The organism is Olleya sp. R77988 (assembly GCF_044594215.1).
Taxonomy (GTDB): domain Bacteria; phylum Bacteroidota; class Bacteroidia; order Flavobacteriales; family Flavobacteriaceae; genus Olleya.
The window spans coordinates 1,648,340-1,673,411 of sequence record NZ_CP138988.1 but is presented as its reverse complement, the minus strand read 5'-3'; the positions used below and the strand labels follow the sequence as shown (position 1 = coordinate 1,673,411).

The 25,072-nt window shown below is 31.6% G+C and carries 20 protein-coding genes and 1 tRNA gene; 4 read left to right on the top strand and 17 right to left on the bottom strand.

Annotated elements, in window-relative coordinates:
• Positions 1–4: 4 nt before the first annotated feature.
• Entirely contained in the window at positions 5–1,315 is a 1,311-nt protein-coding gene (gene der, locus SJY17_RS07415) for a ribosome biogenesis GTPase Der (RefSeq protein WP_397361924.1), read from the bottom strand.
• A 109-nt stretch (positions 1,316–1,424) separates the two neighbouring features.
• On the opposite strand from der, the gene SJY17_RS07410 reads away from it, so the two are divergent.
• Positions 1,425–1,922 (top strand): GTP-binding protein, encoded by a 498-nt coding sequence (locus SJY17_RS07410; RefSeq protein WP_397361923.1) that lies wholly within the window; start codon positions 1,425–1,427, stop codon positions 1,920–1,922.
• A 4-nt stretch (positions 1,923–1,926) separates the two neighbouring features.
• Here SJY17_RS07410 and era read toward each other — a convergent pair whose 3' ends face one another.
• The 9 genes from era to SJY17_RS07365 form a co-directional block, all read right to left on the bottom strand.
• A complete protein-coding gene (era, locus tag SJY17_RS07405) occupies positions 1,927–2,808 on the bottom strand; it encodes a GTPase Era (protein ID WP_397361922.1) in 882 nt (293 codons plus the stop codon).
• A gap of 26 nt (positions 2,809–2,834) precedes the next feature.
• Positions 2,835–3,293, bottom strand: coding sequence for an RNA methyltransferase (locus tag SJY17_RS07400; protein WP_397361921.1), 459 nt, complete (start codon positions 3,291–3,293; stop codon positions 2,835–2,837).
• 47 nt (positions 3,294–3,340) lie between these two features.
• Positions 3,341–3,413 (bottom strand) — tRNA-Met (locus SJY17_RS07395).
• A gap of 119 nt (positions 3,414–3,532) precedes the next feature.
• On the bottom strand, positions 3,533–3,715 hold the full coding sequence (locus tag SJY17_RS07390) for a CPXCG motif-containing cysteine-rich protein (RefSeq protein WP_397361920.1): 183 nt from the start codon (positions 3,713–3,715) through the stop codon (positions 3,533–3,535).
• Between the two features lie 72 nt (positions 3,716–3,787).
• Complete coding sequence (locus SJY17_RS07385) at positions 3,788–4,600, bottom strand: Two component regulator three Y domain protein (protein ID WP_397361919.1); 813 nt, start codon at positions 4,598–4,600, stop codon at positions 3,788–3,790.
• 133 nt (positions 4,601–4,733) lie between these two features.
• Complete coding sequence (locus SJY17_RS07380; RefSeq protein ID WP_397361918.1) at positions 4,734–6,050, bottom strand: TolC family protein; 1,317 nt, start codon at positions 6,048–6,050, stop codon at positions 4,734–4,736.
• Positions 6,040–9,237, bottom strand: coding sequence for an efflux RND transporter permease subunit (locus SJY17_RS07375; RefSeq protein ID WP_397361917.1), 3,198 nt, complete (start codon positions 9,235–9,237; stop codon positions 6,040–6,042). The genes SJY17_RS07380 and SJY17_RS07375 overlap by 11 nt, the downstream gene beginning before the upstream one ends.
• On the bottom strand, positions 9,237–10,373 hold the full coding sequence (locus SJY17_RS07370; protein ID WP_397361916.1) for an efflux RND transporter periplasmic adaptor subunit: 1,137 nt from the start codon (positions 10,371–10,373) through the stop codon (positions 9,237–9,239). Before SJY17_RS07370 ends, SJY17_RS07375 begins: the two co-directional genes overlap by 1 nt.
• A 78-nt stretch (positions 10,374–10,451) precedes the next feature.
• Positions 10,452–12,362, bottom strand: coding sequence for an ABC-F family ATP-binding cassette domain-containing protein (locus tag SJY17_RS07365; RefSeq protein ID WP_397361914.1), 1,911 nt, complete (start codon positions 12,360–12,362; stop codon positions 10,452–10,454).
• Between the two features lie 111 nt (positions 12,363–12,473).
• Here SJY17_RS07365 and SJY17_RS07360 point away from each other — a divergent pair, with 111 nt between their 5' ends.
• A complete protein-coding gene (locus SJY17_RS07360; protein WP_397361913.1) occupies positions 12,474–12,866 on the top strand; it encodes a DUF983 domain-containing protein in 393 nt (130 codons plus the stop codon).
• Between the two features lie 8 nt (positions 12,867–12,874).
• Here the strand turns inward: SJY17_RS07360 and SJY17_RS07355 are convergent, their stop codons facing one another.
• The 7 genes from SJY17_RS07355 to topA form a co-directional block, all read right to left on the bottom strand.
• Positions 12,875–13,915, bottom strand: coding sequence for an NAD(P)/FAD-dependent oxidoreductase (locus SJY17_RS07355; RefSeq protein ID WP_397361912.1), 1,041 nt, complete (start codon positions 13,913–13,915; stop codon positions 12,875–12,877).
• Positions 13,916–14,024: 109 nt separating this feature from the next.
• On the bottom strand, positions 14,025–14,924 hold the full coding sequence (gene gldN, locus SJY17_RS07350; protein ID WP_397361911.1) for a gliding motility protein GldN: 900 nt from the start codon (positions 14,922–14,924) through the stop codon (positions 14,025–14,027).
• Positions 14,925–14,963: 39 nt separating this feature from the next.
• Positions 14,964–16,529 (bottom strand): gliding motility protein GldM, encoded by a 1,566-nt coding sequence (gldM, locus tag SJY17_RS07345; protein WP_397361910.1) that lies wholly within the window; start codon positions 16,527–16,529, stop codon positions 14,964–14,966.
• A 49-nt stretch (positions 16,530–16,578) separates the two neighbouring features.
• Positions 16,579–17,214, bottom strand: coding sequence for a gliding motility protein GldL (gene gldL, locus SJY17_RS07340; protein ID WP_397361909.1), 636 nt, complete (start codon positions 17,212–17,214; stop codon positions 16,579–16,581).
• A gap of 54 nt (positions 17,215–17,268) precedes the next feature.
• Positions 17,269–18,636, bottom strand: coding sequence for a gliding motility lipoprotein GldK (gldK, locus tag SJY17_RS07335; RefSeq protein ID WP_397361908.1), 1,368 nt, complete (start codon positions 18,634–18,636; stop codon positions 17,269–17,271).
• Positions 18,637–18,799: 163 nt separating this feature from the next.
• A complete protein-coding gene (locus SJY17_RS07330; RefSeq protein ID WP_397361907.1) occupies positions 18,800–19,966 on the bottom strand; it encodes a formimidoylglutamase in 1,167 nt (388 codons plus the stop codon).
• Positions 19,967–19,971: 5 nt separating this feature from the next.
• Positions 19,972–22,482, bottom strand: a complete 2,511-nt coding sequence (topA, locus tag SJY17_RS07325; protein ID WP_397364850.1) for a type I DNA topoisomerase — start codon at positions 22,480–22,482, stop codon at positions 19,972–19,974.
• Between the two features lie 155 nt (positions 22,483–22,637).
• On the opposite strand from topA, the gene miaB reads away from it, so the two are divergent.
• Both miaB and SJY17_RS07315 read left to right on the top strand, forming a co-directional pair.
• Entirely contained in the window at positions 22,638–24,089 is a 1,452-nt protein-coding gene (gene miaB, locus SJY17_RS07320; protein ID WP_397364849.1) for a tRNA (N6-isopentenyl adenosine(37)-C2)-methylthiotransferase MiaB, read from the top strand.
• Positions 24,090–24,125: 36 nt separating this feature from the next.
• Positions 24,126–25,061, top strand: a complete 936-nt coding sequence (locus SJY17_RS07315) for a hypothetical protein (protein WP_397364848.1) — start codon at positions 24,126–24,128, stop codon at positions 25,059–25,061.
• Positions 25,062–25,072 lie beyond the last annotated feature (11 nt).

Here is a 25,072-nt window from a genome sequence, read left to right as displayed (position 1 = left end):
CTTCTTACTTTTTACGCATATACACACTTACTGGAACACCTTTAAAATCGTAGATTTCTCGAAGTTTGTTTTCTAAATAACGCTTGTAAGCCTCGCGTACATATTGCGGTAAATTACAGAAAAAAGCAAATTGCGGTTGTGGTGTAGGCAATTGCATAATGTATTTAATTTTAACAAATTTACCTTTATAAGCTGGTGGAGGATAATTATCTATTATAGGTAAAAGCGTCTCATTAAGCTCGCTTGTTTTAATACGCTTAGAACGGTTTTTATAAACCTCTACAGCTGTTTCAATAGCTTTATAAATACGTTGTTTTGTTAAGGTCGATATAAATACAATTGGCACATCTGTAAATGGTTCTAATTGTTTTTTAATATGTTTTTCAAACTCTTTAGTTGACTTATGATCTTTCTCTACCAAATCCCATTTGTTAACCAAAACAACAATTCCTTTTCTGTTACGCTCTGCTAACCAAAAAATATTTTGCACTTGTCCATCAAAACTTCTAGTAGCATCTACTACTAATAGACAAACGTCCGCATGCTCAATTGCACGTACACTTCGCATAACAGAGTAAAACTCTAAATCTTCTTTTACTTTTGATTTTTTTCTAATTCCAGCAGTATCCACTAAATTAAATTCAAATCCAAAACGGTTATATTTAGTATCAATAGAGTCTCTAGTTGTTCCAGCAATATCAGTTACAATGTATCTTTCTTCACCTATTAAAGCATTTATAAAAGACGATTTTCCAGCATTTGGTCTTCCAACTACTGCAAATCTTGGTAATGCTTCTTCTTCAATTTCAATCTCTTCTTTTTCTGGCAAAGCTTCAACTAAAGCATCTAATAAGTCTCCTGTTCCGCTTCCATTTATACTTGCAATTGTAAAATAATTTCCTAAACCTAGGCTATAAAACTCGACAGCATCTTCTTCTCTTTTTCCGTTATCTACCTTATTTACAACTAAAAACACAGGTTTTGTAACCTTACGTAATAATCTGGCAACATCTTCATCCATTCCAGTTACACCATCTTCAACATTGACCATAAAGACAATAACATCAGCTTCATCAATAGCTAATTCTACTTGTCTATCAATTTCTGCTTCAAAAATATCATCACTTCCTTTTACATAACCACCTGTATCGATTAACGAAAACTCTTTTCCGTTCCAATCACTTTTTCCGTAATGCCTATCTCTAGTTACACCACTTACAGCGTCTACAATTGCTTCTCTACGTTGAATTAACCTGTTAAAAAAAGTTGATTTTCCAACATTTGGTCTTCCTACTATTGCTACTATACTACTCATAATTTGTTTTTTATCTGCATTACATATCCTGTAAGCGAGTGCAAAGGTAGTGTTTATACTAGTTATTAATTCGAAAAAAAATAGTATTTTACTTCATTATGAGTTTATTATGAATGAAAATTTAAATGAAGTCGTGCTTAGACCACGATTTAAAATAGAATTAAACAAAAGCCACTCCACTGTTTTAGATGCTTTTGAAGCACAAAAGAATGAACAAAAGCAGTTTATTGTATCTAGAGTTGATGACCATGTATTTATTAAACTTCCTAAAGCAGATCAACATTTTTGGTCTCCACAATTACATTTAGAAATAAATGAAACTGAAGACCGCAAAAGTCAATTATATGGTTTGTTTGGACCAAATCCAACGGTTTGGACACTGTTTATGTTTTTGCACTTTGCAGTTGCTGGATTATTTATTGCATTTTGTATTTGGGCCTATTCAAATTATGCTTTAAAAGTAGACTACAATTTACAAGTTTGGGGAATGGTATTAATGGTAATACTATGGTTTGTTCTTTATTTTTCAGGTCGTATTAGTAAATCTTCAAATCAAAAAGAAATGACCGATTTATATACTTTTATGAGTGAAGTTTTAGATAAATAACCAACTATTTATTGTAACCAAAACGTTTTAATTGTCTTTGATTACTCCTCCAATTTTTATTAACTTTTACGTATAATTCTAAATGTATTTGCTTTCCGAAGAATTTTTCTAAATCTTTTCTAGCTTCAACACCAACACGTTTTAAAGCAGATCCTTTGTGTCCAATGATAATTCCTTTTTGTGTTTCGCGCTCGACCATAATTACAGAACGTACACGTATAATTTGTTCTTCTTCAAAAAACTCTTCTGTATCAATTTCTACAGCATAAGGGATCTCCTTTTTGTAATGCATTAATATTTTTTCTCTGATGGTTTCGTTAATAAAAAAGCGTTCAGGCTTATCCGTTAATTGATCTTTTGGATAATAAGCTGGAGATTCTGGAAGTAACTCAATAATCCTATCAAATACTTCTTTTACATTAAACCCTTCTAAAGCAGATATTGCAATAATCTCTGCATTTGGCACTTTGTCTGCCCAAGATTGTACTTGTTCTTCTAATTGTTCTTGATTAGACTTATCTATTTTATTTAATAATAATAAAACAGGGATTTTTGCATTGGTTATTTTTTTAAAAAACGCATCGTCTTTTAATTCTTTCTCACCAATTTCTACCATATAAATTAATACATCTGCATCATCAAAAGCAGACTTAACAAAGTCCATCATGGAGCTTTGCAGCTCGTAAGCTGGTTTTATAATTCCTGGTGTATCACTTAATACAACCTGAAAATCTTCACCATTTACAATTCCTAAAATACGATGGCGAGTTGTTTGGGCTTTAGACGTTATAATAGATAATTTTTCGCCTACAAACGCATTCATAAGTGTTGACTTACCAACATTTGGGTTACCAATTATATTTACAAATCCTGCTTTATGTGTCATCTTATTCTATTTAATAGTGTGCAAAGTTACGACCTTGGTTTATTTATTCCTCTATCATACATCACAATACTTCCTGCAACAGATACATTTAAGCTTAACTCTGACTTAAATTTAACTAAAAAGTGCGATTTATTTATGGCTTCTTTAGATAAACCATGATCTTCTGCTCCTAATAAATATACACATCGCCTTGGATGGTTAAAAGTCTCTAATGGTTCCGCATCCTTTGTTAACTCTACACCTACTAATCGTGCTCCTTTTGGTAGATGTTTTATAAACTCTTCAAAATTATCGTAATGAAAATATGGCATAGCATTAACAGCGTTGTGCGTATCGCAAGCTTGTTTTGCATAACGATTACCTATCGTAAAAATAAAACTAGCTCCTAAATTTTGTGCAGATCGCCAAAGCACACCAAGGTTTTCGGGAGTTTTTCCATTTTGGATACCTATTCCAAAAAATTCGTTTTTGAAGTTATCATTCATTCTGTAAAAATAAGAAAAGCTTCACATTTCTGTGAAGCTTTTTTTAGTAGCGGGAACTGGACTCGAACCAGTGACCTTCGGGTTATGAGCCCGACGAGCTACCTACTGCTCTATCCCGCGATTTATAATCTGAAATTTTTTACTTAGCTTTTAACTTACGGTTCATAATGCCGACCAAATCATTTCGGACTGCAAATATACAATGCTTTTTAGATATTACAAGTATATTTTACAAATTTTTATTGTTCTATATTAACTACATCAAAACCAACTAATTCTGTTTCTTCAAATTGAGGTGTAACTTGGATTGGGTTACAACAGACCTCACAATCCTCAACATAGGTTTGTTTTGCAATACTAGGATCTATTAACATAGATATTGTTTCCCAACAGTAAGGACACTGAAAATGATGTTCAAACATATTTTACTTTTTACCAAAAATAAAAATAGTCAACCAAAGGTTGACTATTTTAAATATATTTTAATCTAAAGGTTATTGCTTGCTTACCACTTCTGTATCTTCTAAAAACAAAGCTACTTTATTTGGTGAGTCATCAACAACAGTTACATAGTCATTATTTAATTGATTATCGCTAACCATTAATAATTTTAAACTTGATAATTGAGATAATTCAAATGGTAACGTACCTGATAATTTATTGCTTGATAACACCAATTCTTCAAGATTTGTTAAATCAACAATACTTTCTGGAATGTTTCCTTCTAACTGGTTATCTAAAAGACTTAATTTTTTAAGCGCTTCCAATTTGTTAATGTCAAATGGTATTTGTCCTGTTAAAAAATTACTTCCTAACTCTAAACTTTTTAGTTTTTTTAATTCTGTTATAGATTCAGGAATTGCACCAGAAAACTTATTACTGTATAATGCTAAAAACTCTAAGTTTGCTAACTTACCTATCCAATTTGGAATTTCGCCTTCTAATTGGTTTAGAAATAATTGAATTGAATATAATTCCTGTAAACTTGAAATAGCTTCTGGTAAGTTTCCTTTAAGTTTATTAAAACTAAGATTTAAAACTTGCAAATTTGATAACTGTCCAATCTCTGATGGGATTTGTCCTTGTAAGTTATTAAATGATAAATTTAAACTTACTACTTTAGAGTCTATTACTGTTACACCATGCCAAGTATCTACAGATGCTTCTAGGTCCCAAGTTTTAGTCCATTCTGCTCCATTAGTATTATTATATAATGCTATTAAAGCTTCTTTTTCTGAATTTGAAACGTTTGCAAACGAGATAAATGCAAAGAATAAAAATGCTAAAGTTAATTTTAAAGTTTTCATAGTTTTTAGATTTGGGGTCTAATACGATGTAAAACTAAGTCTAAACAAGATAAAAAACAAATAAATTCGATAAACTACATTAAATATTAACTTTTTATCATGAAATATTCATTTTTATCGATTAAATGCAATTTTAAAAATTAACATTAAGTAATTCTCCACTTAATTGAAGTAATTGGATTTCGGCCAACTTGGCTTGAAACTTTGCTTGATTTCTACTTAACTCAGCATTTAATAAATTAAGTTGCGCTTGTCTAAACTCGATAGAATTAACTTGACCAATTTTAAATTTTTCTTGTGTACGTTCAAAATTACTTTGAGATGTCAAAATATTACTTTGCTGAATATTGTAAATATTAAGTTTATTTTGATAGTCTTCCCATGCGTTTTCAAAATCGCGTGTAATACTTATTAAAATATTTTCTTTTTGTAGTTGCTGTGTTTCAAGATTAACTTTAGCATTTTTAACTCTTGTCATTGTACTTCCTCCATCAAACAAATTCCAAGACAAGTTTAACCCTCCAGACAATCCTGTATTTGTAGAAACAGACACAAATGATGCTGCATTATTGTTATTTTCATTCCAACCATAAGTACCAGTTAACCCTAATGTAGGTAAATAAGCAGATTTACCAGATTTAATATCTAATTGACTAATAGCTATGTTTTTTTCTGTTTGGAGCAATGCAACATTACGTCGTTTAGCATTTTCAAATAAACTGTCTTTTTGAAACTGCAATGCAAAAATAACCTCTGTATCTACTTGAAAGGCGTCTTCTAAAACATTACCTAATACAACATTTAAATCGCGCTTAGCGCTTTTTAATAACTGATTTGTATTTATAATATTAATGCTATCGTTATTAATATCTACTTCTGCATTTAAAACACCAAGCTTGGTGTTTTGACCATAATCAAATTGATATTGTGCACGTACCAATCTATCCTTAGATACTTTTAATGTTTGTTGTAAAGCATCTACATTTTCTGATAATTGAGCCACATTATAGTATACAGAAAATAATTGTACTATGGTGTTTTCTATTGTTTCTCTAGCTTGCAACTCTGACAATTGATATTGTTCTTTTAAACGCTTGTAGTTATAACGTCTTCCCAATCCATCAAAAATGGTATAATTTACATTTAATGACGCGTTATATCTACTACTTTCTGCACCATTTAAAACTGTTGATGTTCCGTTTGAAAATTGCGCTTCGGTATTATCAAGATTATAAGTTGCTCCTGCACTACCATTTAAAGTAGGCAAAAAACCAGAGTTTAATACACTTGTATTATTCTCTGCTATTTCAACTGCATTGTTTGCTATTTTAATTCCGTAGTTATTCTCCAAAGCTAATTTTACAGCTTCTTCTTGACTTAAAATATTTTGTGCTTGGGTAGTTATTGCACAAATTAAAAAAGCAAATAATAGATAGTTTTTAATGCTCATTTTCTTCATTTTGTTCTTTAATTGCACGTTCTACTTCTTCTTTTGAGACATCCTTTCCTGTTATAAGCCACTTACCTTTTTGTTTAATACTATTGCTAAACGATAAAAATAATGGCAATACTAATAAGGTTAAAATAGTTGCGTATGCAATACCAAAAGAAATAGAAATAGCCATAGGCTTTAAAAATTGTGCTTGCCTGCTTTTTTCCATAAGTAAAGGTGCTAATCCTGCAACTGTTGTTAATGAGGTTAAGAAAATAGCTCTAAACCTAGATTTTCCAGCTTCAGATAAAGCCAAATCAAAGGTCATCCCTTCTTTTAAATTACTATTAAATCTACCAATCAAAACTAATCCATCATTGACCATAATCCCAATTAATGCTATAATACCTAATAAGGATAGGATGTTTACCGGAAAATTTAACAACCAGTGTCCCCAAGCTACTGCTGTTAAACTAAATGGTATTAATAAGATTAATAATATTGGTTGAGAATAACTTCTAAAAGTAAACGCTATTGTTATATATATAAGTAATAGTATGATACCTCCAGCGACTTTTAAAGACCCTAACAACTTACCAGCTTCTCTATTCTGTCCTTCAAAAGACGCAGAGATTGTTGGGTATTTAGATTGTAATTTGGGTATAAAATCCGTTCTGATATCATCCGTAATGTCTGTTGCACTAGTACTTGGATCTTTTAAATCTGCAAACACTTGGATTTCTCTTTGTCCTTCTAAATGATTTATAGCAACCTCTCCACGAACTATTGTATAACTAGCAATATCTTTTAACGTGACATGCTCACCACTTGGTGTTAAGATACGCATATCATCCAGATTGTTTATAGAACTTCTATTGTCTCTATCAAACCTTACCCAAACCCTTATCTCATCTTGTCCACGTTGAAAACGCTGAGCTTGGGCACCAAAAAAACCTAAGCGCACTTGGCTCATTATTGTTCTTAAATCCAAGCCTAATAGGTAGGCACTTTCTTTTAACTCTAATCTTATTTCTTTTATTCCGACAGGATCATTATCTGCAATATCTTTAAGTAAAGGGTTAGTCTCTAAGTAATGTTTAAGTTCTGCTTTAGATGCTTTTAACTCGTCTATATTATTACTTAATAATGATACAGAAACAGGACTACCACCAAAATTACCACCAGAACCATAAATAAGCCTTTCTGTACCTATTACTGGACCCACCAATTCTTCTAGTCTATTTGTAACTAAAAAAGATTGGATAGCGTCTGGACGCTCTTCTCCTGGTAATAAATTAATACGTAACGATGCGCTAGAACTACTATTAATATCAACAATTGTATTTTCAAACAATTGTTTATCTGTACCTTTTAAATATTTTTCTGTTAGCTCTTTATTTACAATAAAGGCTTTTTCTTCTATCATAGAAATAATAGAATCTGTGATTTTTACATTGGTTCCTGCAGGCATTACCAACTCAATATTTGCTGCATCACTTGCAATTCTTGGAAAAAAAGACGTATTAATAATTCCGCCACCAATAGATCCAAATGTTAATACTAACAAAGCCACAAAAACACCTAAAGAAAATAGTTTAAACTTAAACACAAAGTGTAATACTGGTGCATACACTTTATCTCTTAAAAAGGACATAAAATTATCTCCTGCTTTATTTATCCCTCTCATTTTAGAAAAAAATTGCTTCAATTTTGAAGGGTTTTTATCCACATTTTGAGGCTTTAAGGCTTTAGAATGTGCTAAATGAGCTGGCAAAATAATTAGCGCTTCTACCAACGAAACAACTAAAGTTAAAATTACTATTACAGAAACTTCACTAAAAAATTCGCCTATACGACTATCTAAAAAGAAGAATAATGAAAATGCTAAAATAGTGGTTATAATTGCTGAAACTACAGGCGGAATCACTTCCATTGTACCATCAATTGCTGCTTGTTTTGGAGTTTTACCTTTCTCAAAATGCTGATAAATATTTTCTGCAATTACAATACCATCATCTACTAATATACCTATCACAATTATCATCCCAAAAAGCGATAATACATTAATTGTAACATCAAATTGTCCAGCAAAAATAAACATACCTAAAAACGAAATTGGCAAGCCAAATGCTACCCAAAATGCTAAACGTGTGTTTAAAAATATAGATAGAAACACCAAAACTAAGAGCATCCCAACTAATGCATTTTCTGTTAGTAATTGGGTACGTTGATTTAAGGTTATGGACAAATCCCTTACCACATCCAATTTAATATTAGTGTGCTTTTGGTTATATATCTTAATATACTCCTTTACTTTGTCTGCAGATGTAATTAGATCTTCATTATTTGTACTTGTTATTGTTACATTTACTGATAATTCTTGATTAAAATAGGTTGCATTTGGTGTTTCTGAAAAACGATCTTTAACCACTGCTACGTCTTTTAAACGTACCACTTTACCATCTGCTGATGCTTTTACTATAATATTTGAAAATTCTGCTCCATAATATTGTTTATTATTGGCTCTAATTAAATACTCTTCAGTTACGGTTTTAATATTACCTCCAGTGACTAATATGTTAGACGTACTAACAGCATTGGCAACATCGCTAAACGTTAAATTATAAGCAAGTAAATCGTTTTCGTTTACAGCAATTTCTATCTCTTCTTGTGGATATCCAGACACTGCAATTTGAGAAATTCCATCAATGGTTCTTAAATCATTCTCTACTTGTCTTCCTAGTTGTTTTAATGTTACCAATGGGATGTTTTTTCCGCTTAAAGCGAAAGAAATTGTTTGACGTGCTTCTTCTCTTTTAGAAACCACCAAAGGTTCCATTCCTGTTGGAAAAGAAGGCACTCTATCCACCGCATTTTTAACTTCAAGAAGCATAAAATCTAGGCTTTCTCCTTTTTCGATTTCTACAGTAATTGTTCCGCTATTTTCTCTAGATACAGAAGTGACACGATCAATCCCTTTTAATCCTTTTAAATTATCTTCAATTTGAAGCACAATCCCTTCTTCTATCTCTTGTGGTGACGCTCCAGGATATGCAATACTAACATTAATTATTTTAGATTCTGTAAGTGGAAAAAATGACGATTTAAGCGACATCACACCAATAATACCTAATGCAAAAAACGCAATAATAAAAACGTTTACAGCAACATGATACTTAATAAAATAACTTATTACTTTTCTCATTAGTTATTGGTGTTTTTTACTTCTTCCTTTTTTAAATAAGGCTTAACTAACATTCCAGCGTAAGCACCAGGAACTTGACGTTTTAAAATTATGGTTCCGTTAGGTACGTCTTTTAACACTACTTTAGTTTCAGAAAAATGGATAGGTTTTGCAGGCATAACATCTAACAAACTATCTTTTATTATAAAAATCTGTTGATCGTCAGACAAAAGGTTTCTGTCAATTTGGATTGCATTATCTATGCTTTTTGCATTTAAATTAGCTTCCAAATACATACCTTCTTTTAGGTTAGGGTTTTTAACCTCAATATAAGCTGTAATGGTTTGTGTTGTTGCATCAATACTTCCGTTAACACGAGATACTATTCCTTGATAAATCTCTGTCTTATCTAAACTGTTTAGTGTAACAGATTCTCCTGCTTTTAAAATATTTGCAAAAGACTTACTTAATGCAACTTCCATTTCGTAAACCGAAGGATTAATAAATTCGCCTAACTTTTGACCATTTCTAATTAAAGAACCTTCTGATGCTAAAGCTTGTGTTAAAATTCCAGAAAATGGTGCTGAAATAGTATACTTAGCTAATCGTTGTTCTAAATTTTTGACATTATAATAATTAGTAATTATACCACGTCCAGTAATAAAATAATTTTCTTTATCCGAAGTCATTTCTGGCAACTTTGGAGTTGTTTTGTTTAAATCGAAACTATTTAAGTAGGATTGCCATTTTTGAAAAACATCTGGAAAATCTAAACGCAAATCTGGCATTATTGCAGCAATAGAATTGTATAAATTACTTTTTGAAGATTGTACGCTTGCATAATACTCTGAAGCATCCACACGAATTAATGTTTGACCTTTACGATACGTTTGTCCTGGTTTAAACAATTTACTTCCAGATCTAAATACACCTTGCACTTCAGAATACAATTCCACACGTTGCTTAGCTGTTAAATTACCTTGAGCTGGTATTACAATTGGAATTGTTGTGTTTTGAACAGTATCTGTAAACACTGTTTTTACAACTTTAGCTGCTACTGGCTTAGGTTTTTTTTTATTTGCTATAAGTTGTTTGGCAACAAAAAAAGAACCAACAATTAATAGAAGACCAATGATGGATAGGATAATATTTCGCATTATATAATTTTGATAAAGATAAGACTGCAAAATTAGACTTTAGTTTAAAGCCTGAACGTTAAAGAAAACTTAAAAGAGTTATGATAACTGCTCCAAATCTAAAGTAATAACCTCCCAATTTTCCATTAGTTTTTCTAATTGATCTTTTTTAGCTTGGTACGTTTCAAAAAAGTCAGGTTTAGATACTGTCTGGTCATAATTAACAGCTAATTCTACATCAATGTCTTTTATTTCTTTTTCTAATTGACTGATTTTAGATTCGCAATTACTTAATTTATTTTTTAACGATTTTAGCCTTTTCTGATCTTCGTAGGATTGTTTAGGTGTTGTTTTAACCTCGCTTTTTACAACTGTTCTTTTTTCTACTTCTCTTAAGTTTTCAACATTACGTTGTTCTAAGTAAAAATCTACATCTCCAAGATATTTTTTAATATTACCGTCTTTAAACTCAAAAACTGTATCTGTTAATCCTTGTAAAAAATCCCTATCGTGCGATACTAAAATTAGTGTTCCTTCAAAACGTTGTAATGCTTCTTTTAAAACATTTTTAGATTTAATATCTAAGTGGTTGGTAGGCTCATCCATTACCAATACATTAAAGGGTTGTAACATTAATTTTGCTAATGCTAAACGGTTACGCTCTCCTCCAGATAATACTCTTACGTATTTTTCTGCTTCGTCACCTCTAAACAAAAAAGACCCTAAAATATCACGTACTTTACTTCTATTGGTCTCATTTGCTGCATCAATCATAGTATCTAAAACGGTTTTGCTTCCGTCAAGATATTCGGCTTGATTTTGAGCAAAATAGCCTATTTGTACATTATGACCTCTTTTTAATTGTCCTTCATACTTATCCAACTCTCCAACAATAATTTTTGCTAAAGTTGATTTACCTTGACCGTTCTGCCCAACAAAAGCTGTTTTTATATCACGCTCTACTAATAAATCTACATTAGTCAGCACTTTATTATCTCCATAACTTTTAGAAACACTTTCTGCCTCAATCACCACTTTTCCTGGTGTAATAGACACAGGGAAATTTAAAGTCATCACAGAGTTATCATCCTCATCCACCTCTATTCTATCAATCTTATCTAACTTTTTGATTAATGATTGAGCCATAGTTGCTTTACTCGCTTTGGCACGAAACTTTTCAATTAGTTTTTCAGTCTGCTCTATTTGCTTTTGCTGATTTTTTTGAGACGCTAATTGCTGTGTTCTAATCTCTTCACGCAATACTAAATATTTAGTGTAAGGCTTTGGATAATCATAAATACGTCCTAAAGAAATTTCGATTGTACGATTAGTTACATTATCTAAAAACATTTTATCATGCGATACAATTGCTACTGCTCCTGGATAATTTCTTAAAAACCCTTCTAACCAAATAATAGATTCTATATCTAAGTGGTTGGTAGGCTCATCCAATAATAAAACATCATTACTTTGTAATAATAATTTAGCCAACTCAATACGCATACGCCAACCACCAGAAAAGGTGTCGGTAAGCTTATCAAAATCTTCACGTTTAAAACCTAGTCCTTGAAGTATTTTTTCTGTTTCACCTTGATAGTTATAACCTCCAATTATTTCGTATTGATGTTGGATGTCGTTAATCTCTACCATCAAATCATGATAGGCTTCACTTTCGTAATCTGTACGTTCTGCTAATTGTGCATTTATACTTTCTAGTTTTGCTTCTAACAATTTAATTTCTGTAAAAGCTTGGTAAGACTCTTCAAGTACAGTTCTTCCTAAAACAAAATCAATATCCTGCTTTAAAAATCCTATTTTAAGCTCTTTATCTGCTGCTATTTGTCCAGAATCAGGCTCTAATTCTTTCGATAAAATTTTTAGCATAGTAGATTTACCAGCTCCATTTTTACCAATAAGTCCTACCCTATCTCCATTTCCTAATTTAAATGTAATGTCTTCAAAAAGGTATTCTCCTTGAAATGAAATAGATAAATTATGAATATTTAGCATCGATTTGTGACTTATGTTACTTAAAATTGAACGAATAAAACTTAGTTTTGCATTTGAAGTTTTTACTTCACTACATTATTTTTTTTCGAACTGCAAAAGTACACAATTATTATGTTTAAAAAAGGCTCTAAATTATATGGGATTTTTACTGGAAAATGTCCTAAGTGTCATGAAGAATTTATGTACACAGAACCTAATCCGTATAAATTAAGCAAATTGTTTAAAATGCATGAGCGTTGTAGTAATTGTAACACTAAGTATATGATTGAGCCTTCCTTTTTTTATGGATCGATGTATGTTAGTTATGGTGTTGGAATTGCGTTTGCAGTTGCTGCTTTTGTAATTAGTTATTTATTATTAAAAACATCCTTAAATACTGCTTTTATTACTATTGTTGTTACTATGTTAGCGTTTTACCCAATAATTATTAGGCTATCTAGAAATATTTGGATTAATATTTTTATGAGTTATGATAAAAATTTAGCAGCCAAACCTAAAAAATAATTCAAGGTTTAATAAAACCTTGAGCAATCAATCTCTTTATCTATTGGAATATTATTTTCAATAAAATTATACAGTTGGTTTGAAACATATGGACTAATCATAACACCTCTTGATCCTAGTCCATTTAATAAATACATGTTTTTATTAGTTTGGTGCCTCCCAATTAATGGCTTTCTATCTTTTACCGTAGGTCTTACTCCTGCAACTTGATTAAGCACTTCAAAATCGCATTTTATAAATGTTTTTAGCTTGTTTAAAAGCATTTCTCTTGCATCTTGTGTAATTGTATTGGTTTTGTCTTTTTGCTCATACGTTGAGCCTACAGTATAAACATCTTGTCCTTGCGGTATTACAAATACACTAGATTTTAATACATAGTCTAACTTTAACTCTGGTGCATAAATAGTTAACAATTGACCTTTAGTACCATTTAATGGTAAATCTTTAAAAAAGGGGTTTTGTTTAATCCCAAAACCTTCAGCAAATACAATCTGTTTTGCAGTAATAGTTTTATAACTTATCTTATTATTTTCTGTAACAAGTACATCATGGTTAAAAGCTTCAACTAGTAATTGGTTATTACTTGCTAAGTGTTTTTTATAATGTTCTATTAATAATTTAGTATCTAATCTTCCAGTTTTAAAAACTTCGCCTAATTTAAAATCTGCATTAATAAAAGGGTTTGTATTTTCTTGAAGTGAAGTATTTAAAAATGGTTTTAGACCTATTTTATCTGAAGCTGCAAACCAATTGTTTTGCTCTTCAAGAGAGGTAAAACGTCTTTTAACAGAAATTTTATAATCTAACTTTACCTTTAAAACATCTTCTAGAGCATTGTAAAGTGGTAAAGCCACATTTAGTTGCTCTTCGCTTTTCCAGACTGGAGTAAATCTTTTTAAAGTTACTGGATTGTATAATCCTCCTGCGACAATTGATGACTGTTGAGAGTTATTATCAAAGACAACAAAAGACTTATTGTTTTCTTTTAATTTTTCGCAAAAAGAAACTCCAGCCAAACCACAACCAACAACAATATAATCTACTTCCATATTACAAAAATATAATTTATATGCTTAATCCTACTAAGGAAAGAATAACAAATAAAAAAAACGCTCACTTAAAAAGTGAGCGTTTTTGAATATTATAAAATCAATACTTTTAGTATGACCACATGTCCAACTCGAAGTTTCTAATTTTTTCTTTTATTCTTTCAGATTCTAATAATTGCATTAATGCATTTTCTGCAACATACTCTTCAACTTTACGGTCTCCAAACACATTTTCTTCTTTGTAAATAACACTGTTAAAACGTCTTGAGTTTAATAAGTGATCAAAAGAGAAAGGCATTGCACTATTTTTAGCATTAAACGCTTTGGCTTCATGTAAAATATCTCTTACATCTGGATAAAACAACCAGAATAAAGGAATAGGCTCTTTATTAGCTTCGTCATTAGAGTTAATATAATTAACATCTGCTGCTGCTGGAGCTATACCTAATAATCTATATTTTAATTCACCTTGACGCTTATCAAAATACCAAAGACCTTTAATTAAGTAAGCAGAAACATCATAAGAAGAAATAGTTACAGTAGTAATATATTCTGGATCTACATAACCATCAGCATTTAACTGATCGTATCCAATATCCATAGTATCTACAGCTGTTCTAATTTCTGCTAATTCCTTTTTAGTACGTAAACCTGTAAAATAAGAATCGTTATATACGTTTTCTATTTTACCATCGTCTATTGCTTTTGTTAACACATCAAATAACGAACGTCTTTCGCTTCCAATATTATTTGTATCCACAGGATAGTATAATGGGAAGTTTACACGCTCATCCAAAACAACTTTTTCCCAAGTCATTTTAGCAAACATAATATCTCTATCATCAACGTAACCGTATTCTAGAGGTTTGTCGTTATCTAACGCTTTTTGTTCTTCTGTTCTTACACCAATCTCTTCTGGAGATTTAGCATTAAGAATATTAGATTGCGCATTGACTTGAGCGATAAACGCTACACCAAATACGACTGCTAACAAAGATTTATAATTCATCTGAAATTTGTTTTTTAATTTATTAATCAACTATTTTGATTAGTTAGACAGCTCAATTGCAATTGGGCTTGATGGTTTAATTCTTACACTAGAATTTGCTTTAGATTTAATATCAAAAATCTGAACTGCGTCACCACGTCTAGCTTTTCTTAAAGCAGCTTTTGCAGCTCCATTAAGTTTGCTTCCATTTACTCTAACTGTTGCTTGTCCAGGAACTTTAAATTTAAATGAAGTTACTGTTAATGGTAAATTAAAATCAAAGTCTTCTAAGACTGCTTTAATAGTACCAATTTCAACATTGTTTCTTGGTAAAGAACCTTCTGACTTTCCAGCAATTGTACCTGATGGTTTAGGAATATCTTTAATTCTAAATGTAGCTTTATCAGATGCACTAGAACCATCATCAAGCTTAGCAGTAACACTAATTGTCACTTCATTACCTGAACCAGGATTCATAGTATATTTTCCAACACCACTCGCTTTAGATAATCCTGAACCTGAAGCACTTACTTTATTATCTGGTACACCAGCAAAAGAAATTGTCATAGGGTTAGGTACACCTCTATATACAACATTCATTTTATCTGCAGAAATTGTTGCAGAGTTTGGTCTTGGAACCACAACGTAATTACCAACTATTGGAATTTCTAAAGGCTTACCATCTTCTAAGAAAGTAAAAGTACCTTTAAGATCATGCTCTCCAACATTACCAACATTGAAATCTAATTTTGCTGCTCCTGTAGAATCTACAGCTTTAGCTATATCAATTTCTCTACCTTGAACAGATAATTTAGTTGGAGTTACATTAGCGTATTTTCCTAAAACAACCTTTCCTTGAAATTTTTCTCCTGCAAAAAACGCAGATTTGTCTGCTAATACAATTGCTTGATACTTCTTTAAAGAAACTGCCTCATCTAAACTATTCCCTAAGAATAAATTAAACATGTTAGCTTCTGTCATTTTCACATCATTTTGTATTGCTGTAAGCTTTGTAAATGATGCTATAGCTGGAAAGCCTTGAAAATTATAATTTAACCAACTCTTTTTAATTCCGTCTTTAGTTAATTGTTCTTCGGTAGAAAAACGCTTATCTAAACTCTCGATTGCTTTTTTATATTTTACATCTGTACCAAGAATTGCTTTAATATCCTCTTTATATTTTGAAATATTAGCTAATACTTCTTGACCTTTTTTAGTTTCACGATCACCAGTAAACCACATTTCGTCTAAAATATCAGTTTTATCCATTGCTTCAAATGGTAACTTACCAGTTTCAGGATCTACTGCATATTTTCCTTCTCTTAATAAGTCTGCTTTTAAAGTACCTATGTACTTATAAAATTTATCTGAAACAGCATTAACTTGAGTTGCCTTGTTGAATGGTACAGCAAACTCTTCTTTTTTCTCCTCAGCTTTAGTTTCTAAATCTGCTAATAATGCGCCATTTTTTTCTGTAGCTATATCATTAGATTCTGCAAACTTTGAGTCCATCAATCCAAATGCTGATAGTACTTCTTTTGACATATTCATTGCCATCATTGCGATGAATACTAAATACATCAAGTTAATCATTTTCTGCCTTGCAGATGCTTTTCCTCCTGCCATGTCTAATTAGTTTTTTGAGTTATTAATATTAGTTGATACTAATTACTAATTAGTTTTTGTTCATTGCAGTTAACATTCCACCATATACTCCATTTAAAGAAGATAAGTTAGATGCTAAAGATTGCATTTGCTCTTTTAATTTAGTTGCGTTTTCAACAGCTTCTTCATTAATTGAAGCTTGGCGACTAGCACTTTCCATTTGTACTTTATAAAGGCTATTTAAAGATTCCATTTGCGCTGCTGCTAATGACATTTCTTCACCATATTTTTTTGTTGCAGCCATAGAGTCTACAGTTGGAGAGATTCCTTTTGCTGCTCCTTCAAAGTTTCTAATGCTTTCTCCTAAACTTGACATTAATTCTCCGTCAATTTTAGCATCTTTTAATAAGCTATCTAATTTTTTAGATAATAATCCTTCTGCATCTTTTGGCTCTTCTTTTTTAGCTTTTTTTCCAGTCATTTGACCACCTGCTAATTCAGGGTAAACTAAAGACCAATCTAAATCTGATTGTTGTCTTTCAAAAGCTGAATATGTAAATACCAGTGCTTCTACAATCATACCTAGTGTTAGGATTTCTGAACCATAAGGCCAGTGTTGGATTTTAAATAAAGCTCCTACAATTACGATTGCTGCTCCTAATCCGTAGATCATATTAGTTACTGTGATTTTTCCTTTTTGTGCCATAATTTCTAAGTTTTTAGTTGTTAAGTTTAATTATTAAGTAGGTATATTAATTTATTATTTTCTTGCGTTAGCTGTAATATCTGTTCCCATGTAATCTTGTACTGTTCTGAAACCAATGTAGCTTCTTGCAGAATCTGAATACTCATAATCTCTAGAACTTACTTGTAAGTAGTAAGCAACATCTTTCCAAGATCCACCACGTACAACTTTACGTTTATTACTTGGATCATTTACACTTGGATTAATTGTAGATGCATATTCATATGAAGCTGGATCGTATGATGAGTCTACCCATTCTGATACGTTTCCTGCCATATTATATAAGTTAAAGTCATTAGGCTCGTAAGCATCAGCTTCTACTGTATATAAAGATTGATCTGCTGCATAATCACCACGTAATGGTTTGAAGTTAGCCATAAAACAACCTCTGTCGTTTTTAGCATAAGGTTCACCCCAAGGGTATGTTGCAGCTTGAAGACCTCCTCTAGCAGCGTATTCCCACTGTGCTTCTGATGGTAATCTGTAACGTGCTACATTATGGATTTTTCTTGATCTTCTGTAATCATTATGATGTTTTGTTCTCCACTCGCAAAATGCTTTTGCTTGTTGCCAAGATACACCAACTACAGGATAGTCACTATATGCATCATGCCAGAAATAGTCATTATGCATTGGCTCGTTATAAGAGTATGCAAAATCTCTAATCCAAGCAGTTGTATCTGGATAGATTTCTACTTCTTCTCTTATAATAACATCTTTACGTCTTAATTTTTTGTTTTTTGCTGCTTTAGCAATATCCATGTAAGTATATTGGAATTTAAATTTAGTAACATCCCAAGTACGTTGACCATTATAAGATTCTTCTAATGGTAAATACATTGTATCCATTACTTCTACATAATACTCATCTGGATAATCTGCAGTATCAAATACTAAATCTACATCATGGTTTAACTTTCTACCTTCGTATCCAGTTTCTCCTAATCCGCTATAATTATCTAGCATATACTTCTCATAAGCAGAAGAATCTGTTGTATCTGCATCTTTAAATGCAAATTCTCCAATTCCTCCATCATCTTGAGTCATACCAACTTCATCAGCTAAAATAGCTAACTTAGTACGAATAGTTGAGTCTCTTACCCATTCTACAAATTGACGATACTCGCTATTTGTAATTTCTGTTTCATCCATGTAAAAAGATGCTACAGTTACTGTTTTGGCTGGTGCATCTTGGATTCCTGCTAGATCATCGTCTGCTTTACCCATAATAAATGCTCCACCTGGTACTAATGTCATACCATAAGGTTTTTCTGGGTGCCACTTTTTTCCCTTAGCACCTACTAGTTGACCTTTGTCTTTTGATCCACAACTTACTAATAGTGCGAAAACCGCTGTTAATAATACAAACTTCTTCATATTCATTGAAAACTCGAGGTTAATTTAATACTCTTAATTTTTTTAAGAGCGTAAACATATTTATATATTTCCTAAAAAACAACTTTTTAACTAAAAAAAATTACATTTCGTCGTAAAAATTTAACATTTGAACGATGTAAAAGGTTGTTTATCTGTTCGTCTAGTGCTGTTAAACACTATTCTTTTGATACGCTTTATACCATCTTTCCGGTATTTTATCGTTGCATGCATCTAAATAATCTTGATGCGTGCAAGGTAATAACGTATGCTTTTTTAATTTATTATTAACATTTGCTAAAAATGGTATTTCTATCCACCAGCGTCCTGTTTTTGTACTTTTATAAAAAATCAATTCGTGCGATTCGGCAAAAGTAATGAATTTTTGGTGATTTTCATCATCTGAAAAGTCATCATCTTTAACTCTACAGTTAACTCCTTCTATAAAATACCAAATGATTTGCGAAATTAACATTGAAGTAATTTCATCATCATGTGATGGTTTATATTCATAAATTCCAAAAGATGATACCTTATTACTTATTCCTGCATAACGTGCAACAGCACAAATTTCTTTACCATCCAATCCATTAGGCGACACTTTTTGCTTTAAACTTACTTCTGCTGCTTTTAAAACACTTAAGTCTACAGAGACAATATTTGCATCTCTCATTACTGGCTCTACTAATGTTATATCATTTGAAACCTCTCCTAATCTATAAGACTCAAAATATAAACGCTCCATTAAATCTATTTCTTCTTGACTATTAAAATAAGTTTGATAACCTATTGTTGAATAATTAAAAAGATTATATGGTTGGTCTAAAATCACCTTACCAACAAAGCTTTTGTTTTTTATTGGCTTTGAAGAATCTCCTAAATCAAAGGACTTATCTACATTAACAACATTAACCATTGGCATTAAACTATCATAAGCACGATAATTTGCATAGGTTAAGTCTTGACTTCCTCCAATTATTATAGGAATAATTCTTTTTTTAATTAATATAGCTAGTGTTTCTTTTAAAGCAAAATAAGTATCCTCAACACTTTCTCCTTTTTCAATATCTCCTAGATCTGCAATAGATGTTCCCCAACTTCCTGGAAAAAGAGTATATAAAGATTTTCTTATTTCGTTTAAATTGAATTCTTCTCCAATATAATTAACGTCATTTCTGTTTTCTAAAACTCCTAGGATAACAATATTTATAGTATCTAAATCTGGTATTCCTTGTTGGGCTGAGTGTATTTTAATTTTTCGACCTAGACAAAGTGGCGACAATAATTGATTATGTGCCAAAACAGTATCTGAAACTGGTGAAAGAAAATTAAAATTCATTTATATTATTTCTTTTTTGCTGTCGCTTTTTTCTTTGTTGCTGGCTTTTTTTTTGCTTTAGCTTTCTTTTTAGGTGCCTTCTTTTCAATTATATCTTTTACTTCTTCCAAAGTTAAAGCTGCTGCATCAACCGTTTTTGGTAATTCAATTTTTGTTTTACCTTTTAATATATTATGTCTTCCCCAACGTGCTTTTTCTACACGTATGCCTTCTTCTTCCCAATTATGAACAACTTTATCAATCTCTTTTTGGATTTTAGCATCAATAAGCTCTTCCATTTCTGCTTTTGACAATGTATCCCAATCGTATTTTTTATTTACATTAATAAACAAACCATTCCATTTAATAAATGGTCCAAATCGTCCTTTTCCTTTAGTTACTCCATGATCTTTATAATCATGTACTGGTGCATCTGCAATTTCTTTTTCTTTTATAAGTTCAATAGCTTCGTCCATTTCTAAACTTAATGGGTCTTGTCCTGGTGCTAATGACACAAACTTTTTTCCAAATTTAACATAAGGTCCAAAGCGTCCGTTATTAACCTCCACTTCTTCTCCTTTATATTCTCCTAATTGTTTTGGCAACTTAAATAAGTCCATTGCCTCTTCATAGGTAATACTACTTAATTGTTGGTCTGGCCCTAAGCTTGCAAAGGTTGGTTTTTCTTCATCATCTACAGTACCTTTTTGTACCATTGGTCCAAATTTACCTAAACGCACACTAACTTGTTTTCCTGTTTTTGGGTCTTTTCCTAAAATACGTTCTCCAGACTCTCTATCTGCATTTTCCTGAACATCTACAACAACTGGATGAAACTTCTTATAGAAATTTTTCATCATTTTTTTCCAGTCTTCTTTACCTTCTGCAATGTCGTCAAACTGGTTTTCTACTTTTGCAGTAAAATTGTAATCTAAAATACTTTCAAAATGATTAACCAAAAAGTCCGTTACAATTGTACCAATATCTGTTGGCACTAATTTTCCTTTATCAGAGCCTACTTTTTCAGTCAACATATTATCTTTTACGCTTCCTGACTCTAACACTAATTGAGTATACTCACGCTCTGCTCCTTCAACTGTTCCCTTTTCTACATAATTTCTGTTTTGAATTGTAGAAATTGTAGGTGCATAAGTAGACGGACGACCAATACCAAGCTCTTCTAACTGCTTTACTAAAGATGCTTCCGTAAACCTGTAAGGTGCACGTGTGTAACGCTCTGTAGCTGTTATGTATTTATTTAACAACGTATCATTAGTCTTCATTGCAGGTAGCATTCCTTCTTGCTCTAAATCTTCATCATCAGTACCTTCTAAATAGACTTTTAAAAATCCATCAAATTTTATAACCTCTCCATTTGCAGTAAAGGTTTGATTATGCGTATTAGCTTCAATTTTAACATTGGTACGCTCTAAATCTGCATCACTCATTTGAGAGGCAATTGCACGTTTCCAAATCAACTCATATAATCTTGTTTGATCATAATCTAAACCTGCAGTATGTACAGCAAAATTTGTAGGTCTAATCGCTTCGTGAGCTTCTTGAGCTCCTTTAGATTTTCCTTTAAAATTACGTTCGTTACTATATTCTTTTCCATAAGCTTCTACAATTTCTTTTTCTGCTCCTTTACGTGCTTCATCAGATAAATTAACACTATCTGTTCTCATATAAGTAATCAGTCCAGCTTCATACAAACGCTGAGCCATAGTCATAGTCTTACTTACAGAAAAATATAATTTACGCGATGCTTCTTGTTGCAATGTTGATGTAGTAAAAGGTGCAGCAGGTTTCTTTTTTGCTGGCTTTTTTGTTAAATCTGCTACTTTAAAATCTGCAGATGCGTTTTTATTTAAAAAATCTAAAGCTTCTTTTTTTGTTGCAAATGTCTTTGGAAGCTTTGCTTTAAAAGACTGACCAGTTACGTTAGAAAACTCTGCATCTACTCTATATGAAGCAACAGGTTTAAAATCTTGTATAGCTCTTTCTCTTTCTACAATTAATCTAACAGACACAGATTGTACACGTCCAGCAGATAAACCTCCTTTTACTTTACGCCATAAAACAGGAGACAATTCATAACCTACAATTCTATCTAATACACGACGTGCTTGTTGTGCATCTACTAAGTCATAATCTATTTGTCTTGGATTTTCTACTGCTTTTTGGATTGCAGCTTTAGTAATCTCATGAAACACAATACGTTTAGTCTTCTCTTTATCTAAATCTAAAGACTCTGCTAAGTGCCATGCTATAGCTTCTCCTTCTCGATCCTCATCACTTGCTAACCAAACCATTTCGGCTTTTTTAGCTAAAGCTTTTAATTTTTTAACTAAGGCTTTTTTGTCTGAAGACACCTCATATTTTGGATCAAAATCGCCTTCTACATCTACTCCTAATTCTTTAGAAGGCAAGTCTGCAATATGTCCAAAACTAGACTCGACTTTAAAATCTTTTCCAAGAAATTTTTCTATCGTTTTTGCTTTTGCTGGTGACTCTACTATTACTAAATTCTTCGCCATTCTTCGATTTTTGTGAGTGCAAAGGTATATCAAAAAAAATTTATCTTCCTAATTTTATAAGTTTTAGCTTAAATTTTAAGTCTGTCAGATTGTCAGATTTTTAAAAAATTACTATCTTTGCACGCTTATTGAAGGTGAGTGATTTCAATATATTTATGGAAAAGACAATAGACGAAACTAAACAAGGAGAGGCACTAGCAATTCCTTTAAAAAAAGAGAATGCAAAAAAACTTTTTATAGAAAGCTATGGTTGTTCTATGAATTTTAGTGACAGCGAGATTGTTGCTTCAATACTTCAAAACGAAGGTTTTAACACCACACAAAATCTAGAAGAAGCAGATTTAGTTTTAGTCAACACCTGCTCTATTAGAGATAAAGCAGAACAAACCGTTAGAAAACGTTTAGAAAAATATAATGCAGTAAAAAGAGATCTTAACCCTAAAATGAAGGTTGGTGTTTTAGGTTGCATGGCAGAACGATTAAAAAGTAAATTTTTAGAAGAAGAAAAAATTGTAGACTTAGTTGTTGGTCCTGATGCTTATAAAGACTTACCTAATTTAATTGCAGAAGTAGACGAAGGACGTGATGCAATTAACGTAGTACTATCTAAAGACGAAACCTATGGAGACATTAGTCCTGTACGTTTAAACACTAATGGTGTAACTGCTTTAGTATCTATAACTAGAGGTTGCGACAACATGTGTACTTTTTGCGTTGTTCCATTTACTAGAGGAAGAGAACGTAGTCGTGATCCACAAAGTATTATTGAAGAAGTTAATGATTTATGGACTAAAGGCTATAAAGAAATCACCCTTTTAGGACAAAACGTAGACAGTTACCTTTGGTATGGAGGAGGACTTAAAAAAGATTTTGAAAAAGCGTCTGATATAGAAAAAGCGACAGCAACAGATTTTGCCAAGCTATTAGAGTTGTGCGCAAAAGCACAACCTAATATGCGTATTCGTTTTAGCACATCAAATCCTCAAGACATGCATCTTGAAGTTATAAAAATGATGGCTAAATATGATAACATATGTAATCATATACATTTACCAGTACAAAGTGGAAGTAATAGGATACTAAAAGCAATGAATCGTTTACATACACGCGAAGAATATTTTACGTTAATAGATAATATTAAAAAAATTATTCCTGGTTGTGCTATTAGCCAAGATATGATTGCTGGTTTTCCAACCGAAACAGAACAAGATCATCAAGATACATTAAGCTTAATGGAATATGTAAAGTACAACTTTGGTTATATGTTTACATACTCAGAACGTCCAGGGACCTTAGCAGAACGTAAATTTGAAGACGATATACCTGAAAAAGAAAAAAGTAGACGTTTAAGCGAGATTATTGCTTTACAACTTAAACATAGTGAATACAGAACTAGACAGTTTTTAAATACTACTGTTGAAGTTTTAGTAGAAAGAGAATCTAAAAAATCTAACCAACAATGGTCAGGACGTACGCAACACAATATAGTTGTTGTATTTCCTAAACAAAACTATAAAGTAGGGGATTTTGTAAAAGTTAACGTAACAGATTGCACAAAAGCAACACTAATAGGTGAAGCTGTTGAGTTTTCAAATAATAATAATTAAACAATTATCGCTAAGGCGAAATAAAATAACTAAATCATGAAAAAATTATTTTTAATAGTATTGTCATTAAGCTTATTTACTGCTTGCGAAAACGAACCTTTAGAAGGTGAATTTTTAGGTGTTGATGGAGGAACTGGTACAGGTGGTACAGGAGGAACTGGTGGAGGTAGCAGCAGTAACGACTTACAATTATCAAGTTACACTTTTGATGTAGATACAGAAATCCCGTTTTTAGGGCCAATTACCATAAATACAGACTTTACATTTAATACAGACAATAAAGTTTCAGATCTTGATGTTGACACTGTTTTTTTTGGTCAAACAATAGCTGCAACAGGAACTATACAAAGAGATAGCAATGGTAAAATTATATCTTCAAAAAACTTTGAAGGCACAACACAAATAAACCAAACAAATATTTCTTATTCTGGAGATAATATCACTGAAATAATGTTTGATGATTTTCAAGATGATGCAGAAGATTACACCTACACTTTTACTACTTCAGGAAATGAAATTACAAAAACAGAAGCAGGAAACCCAACAACAACTGTTTATACAACAGACACTTCTGGAAGATTAATACAAAAGGAATCTTTTGAAGCTGGATTAAGCATTCAATTAGAAAACTTAACATATGACGCTAACGGAAACTGTACAACTGTTATCTCCTCTGGAGAAAACGACAACAATACAACCTATGGTTTTGACAGTTTCACAAACCCTTTAAAAGACGGTTTTAGTGACCAATATTGGCTAACTATTTTAGATGACGATTATGATGCAGAAGCAGGACCAGCAATTGTACAGTTTCATAGTACAAACAATTGGAACTCTGTAACTGCAGATGGTAGTACTGTTACGTTTATGATTACTTATAATGCTTCTGACAGAATTACAACTAGAAACGGAACATTTTCATTAGACGGAGTAGATTTAGTACAAGAAGAAACTTTTAACTACGTAAACTAAAAAATATTTAA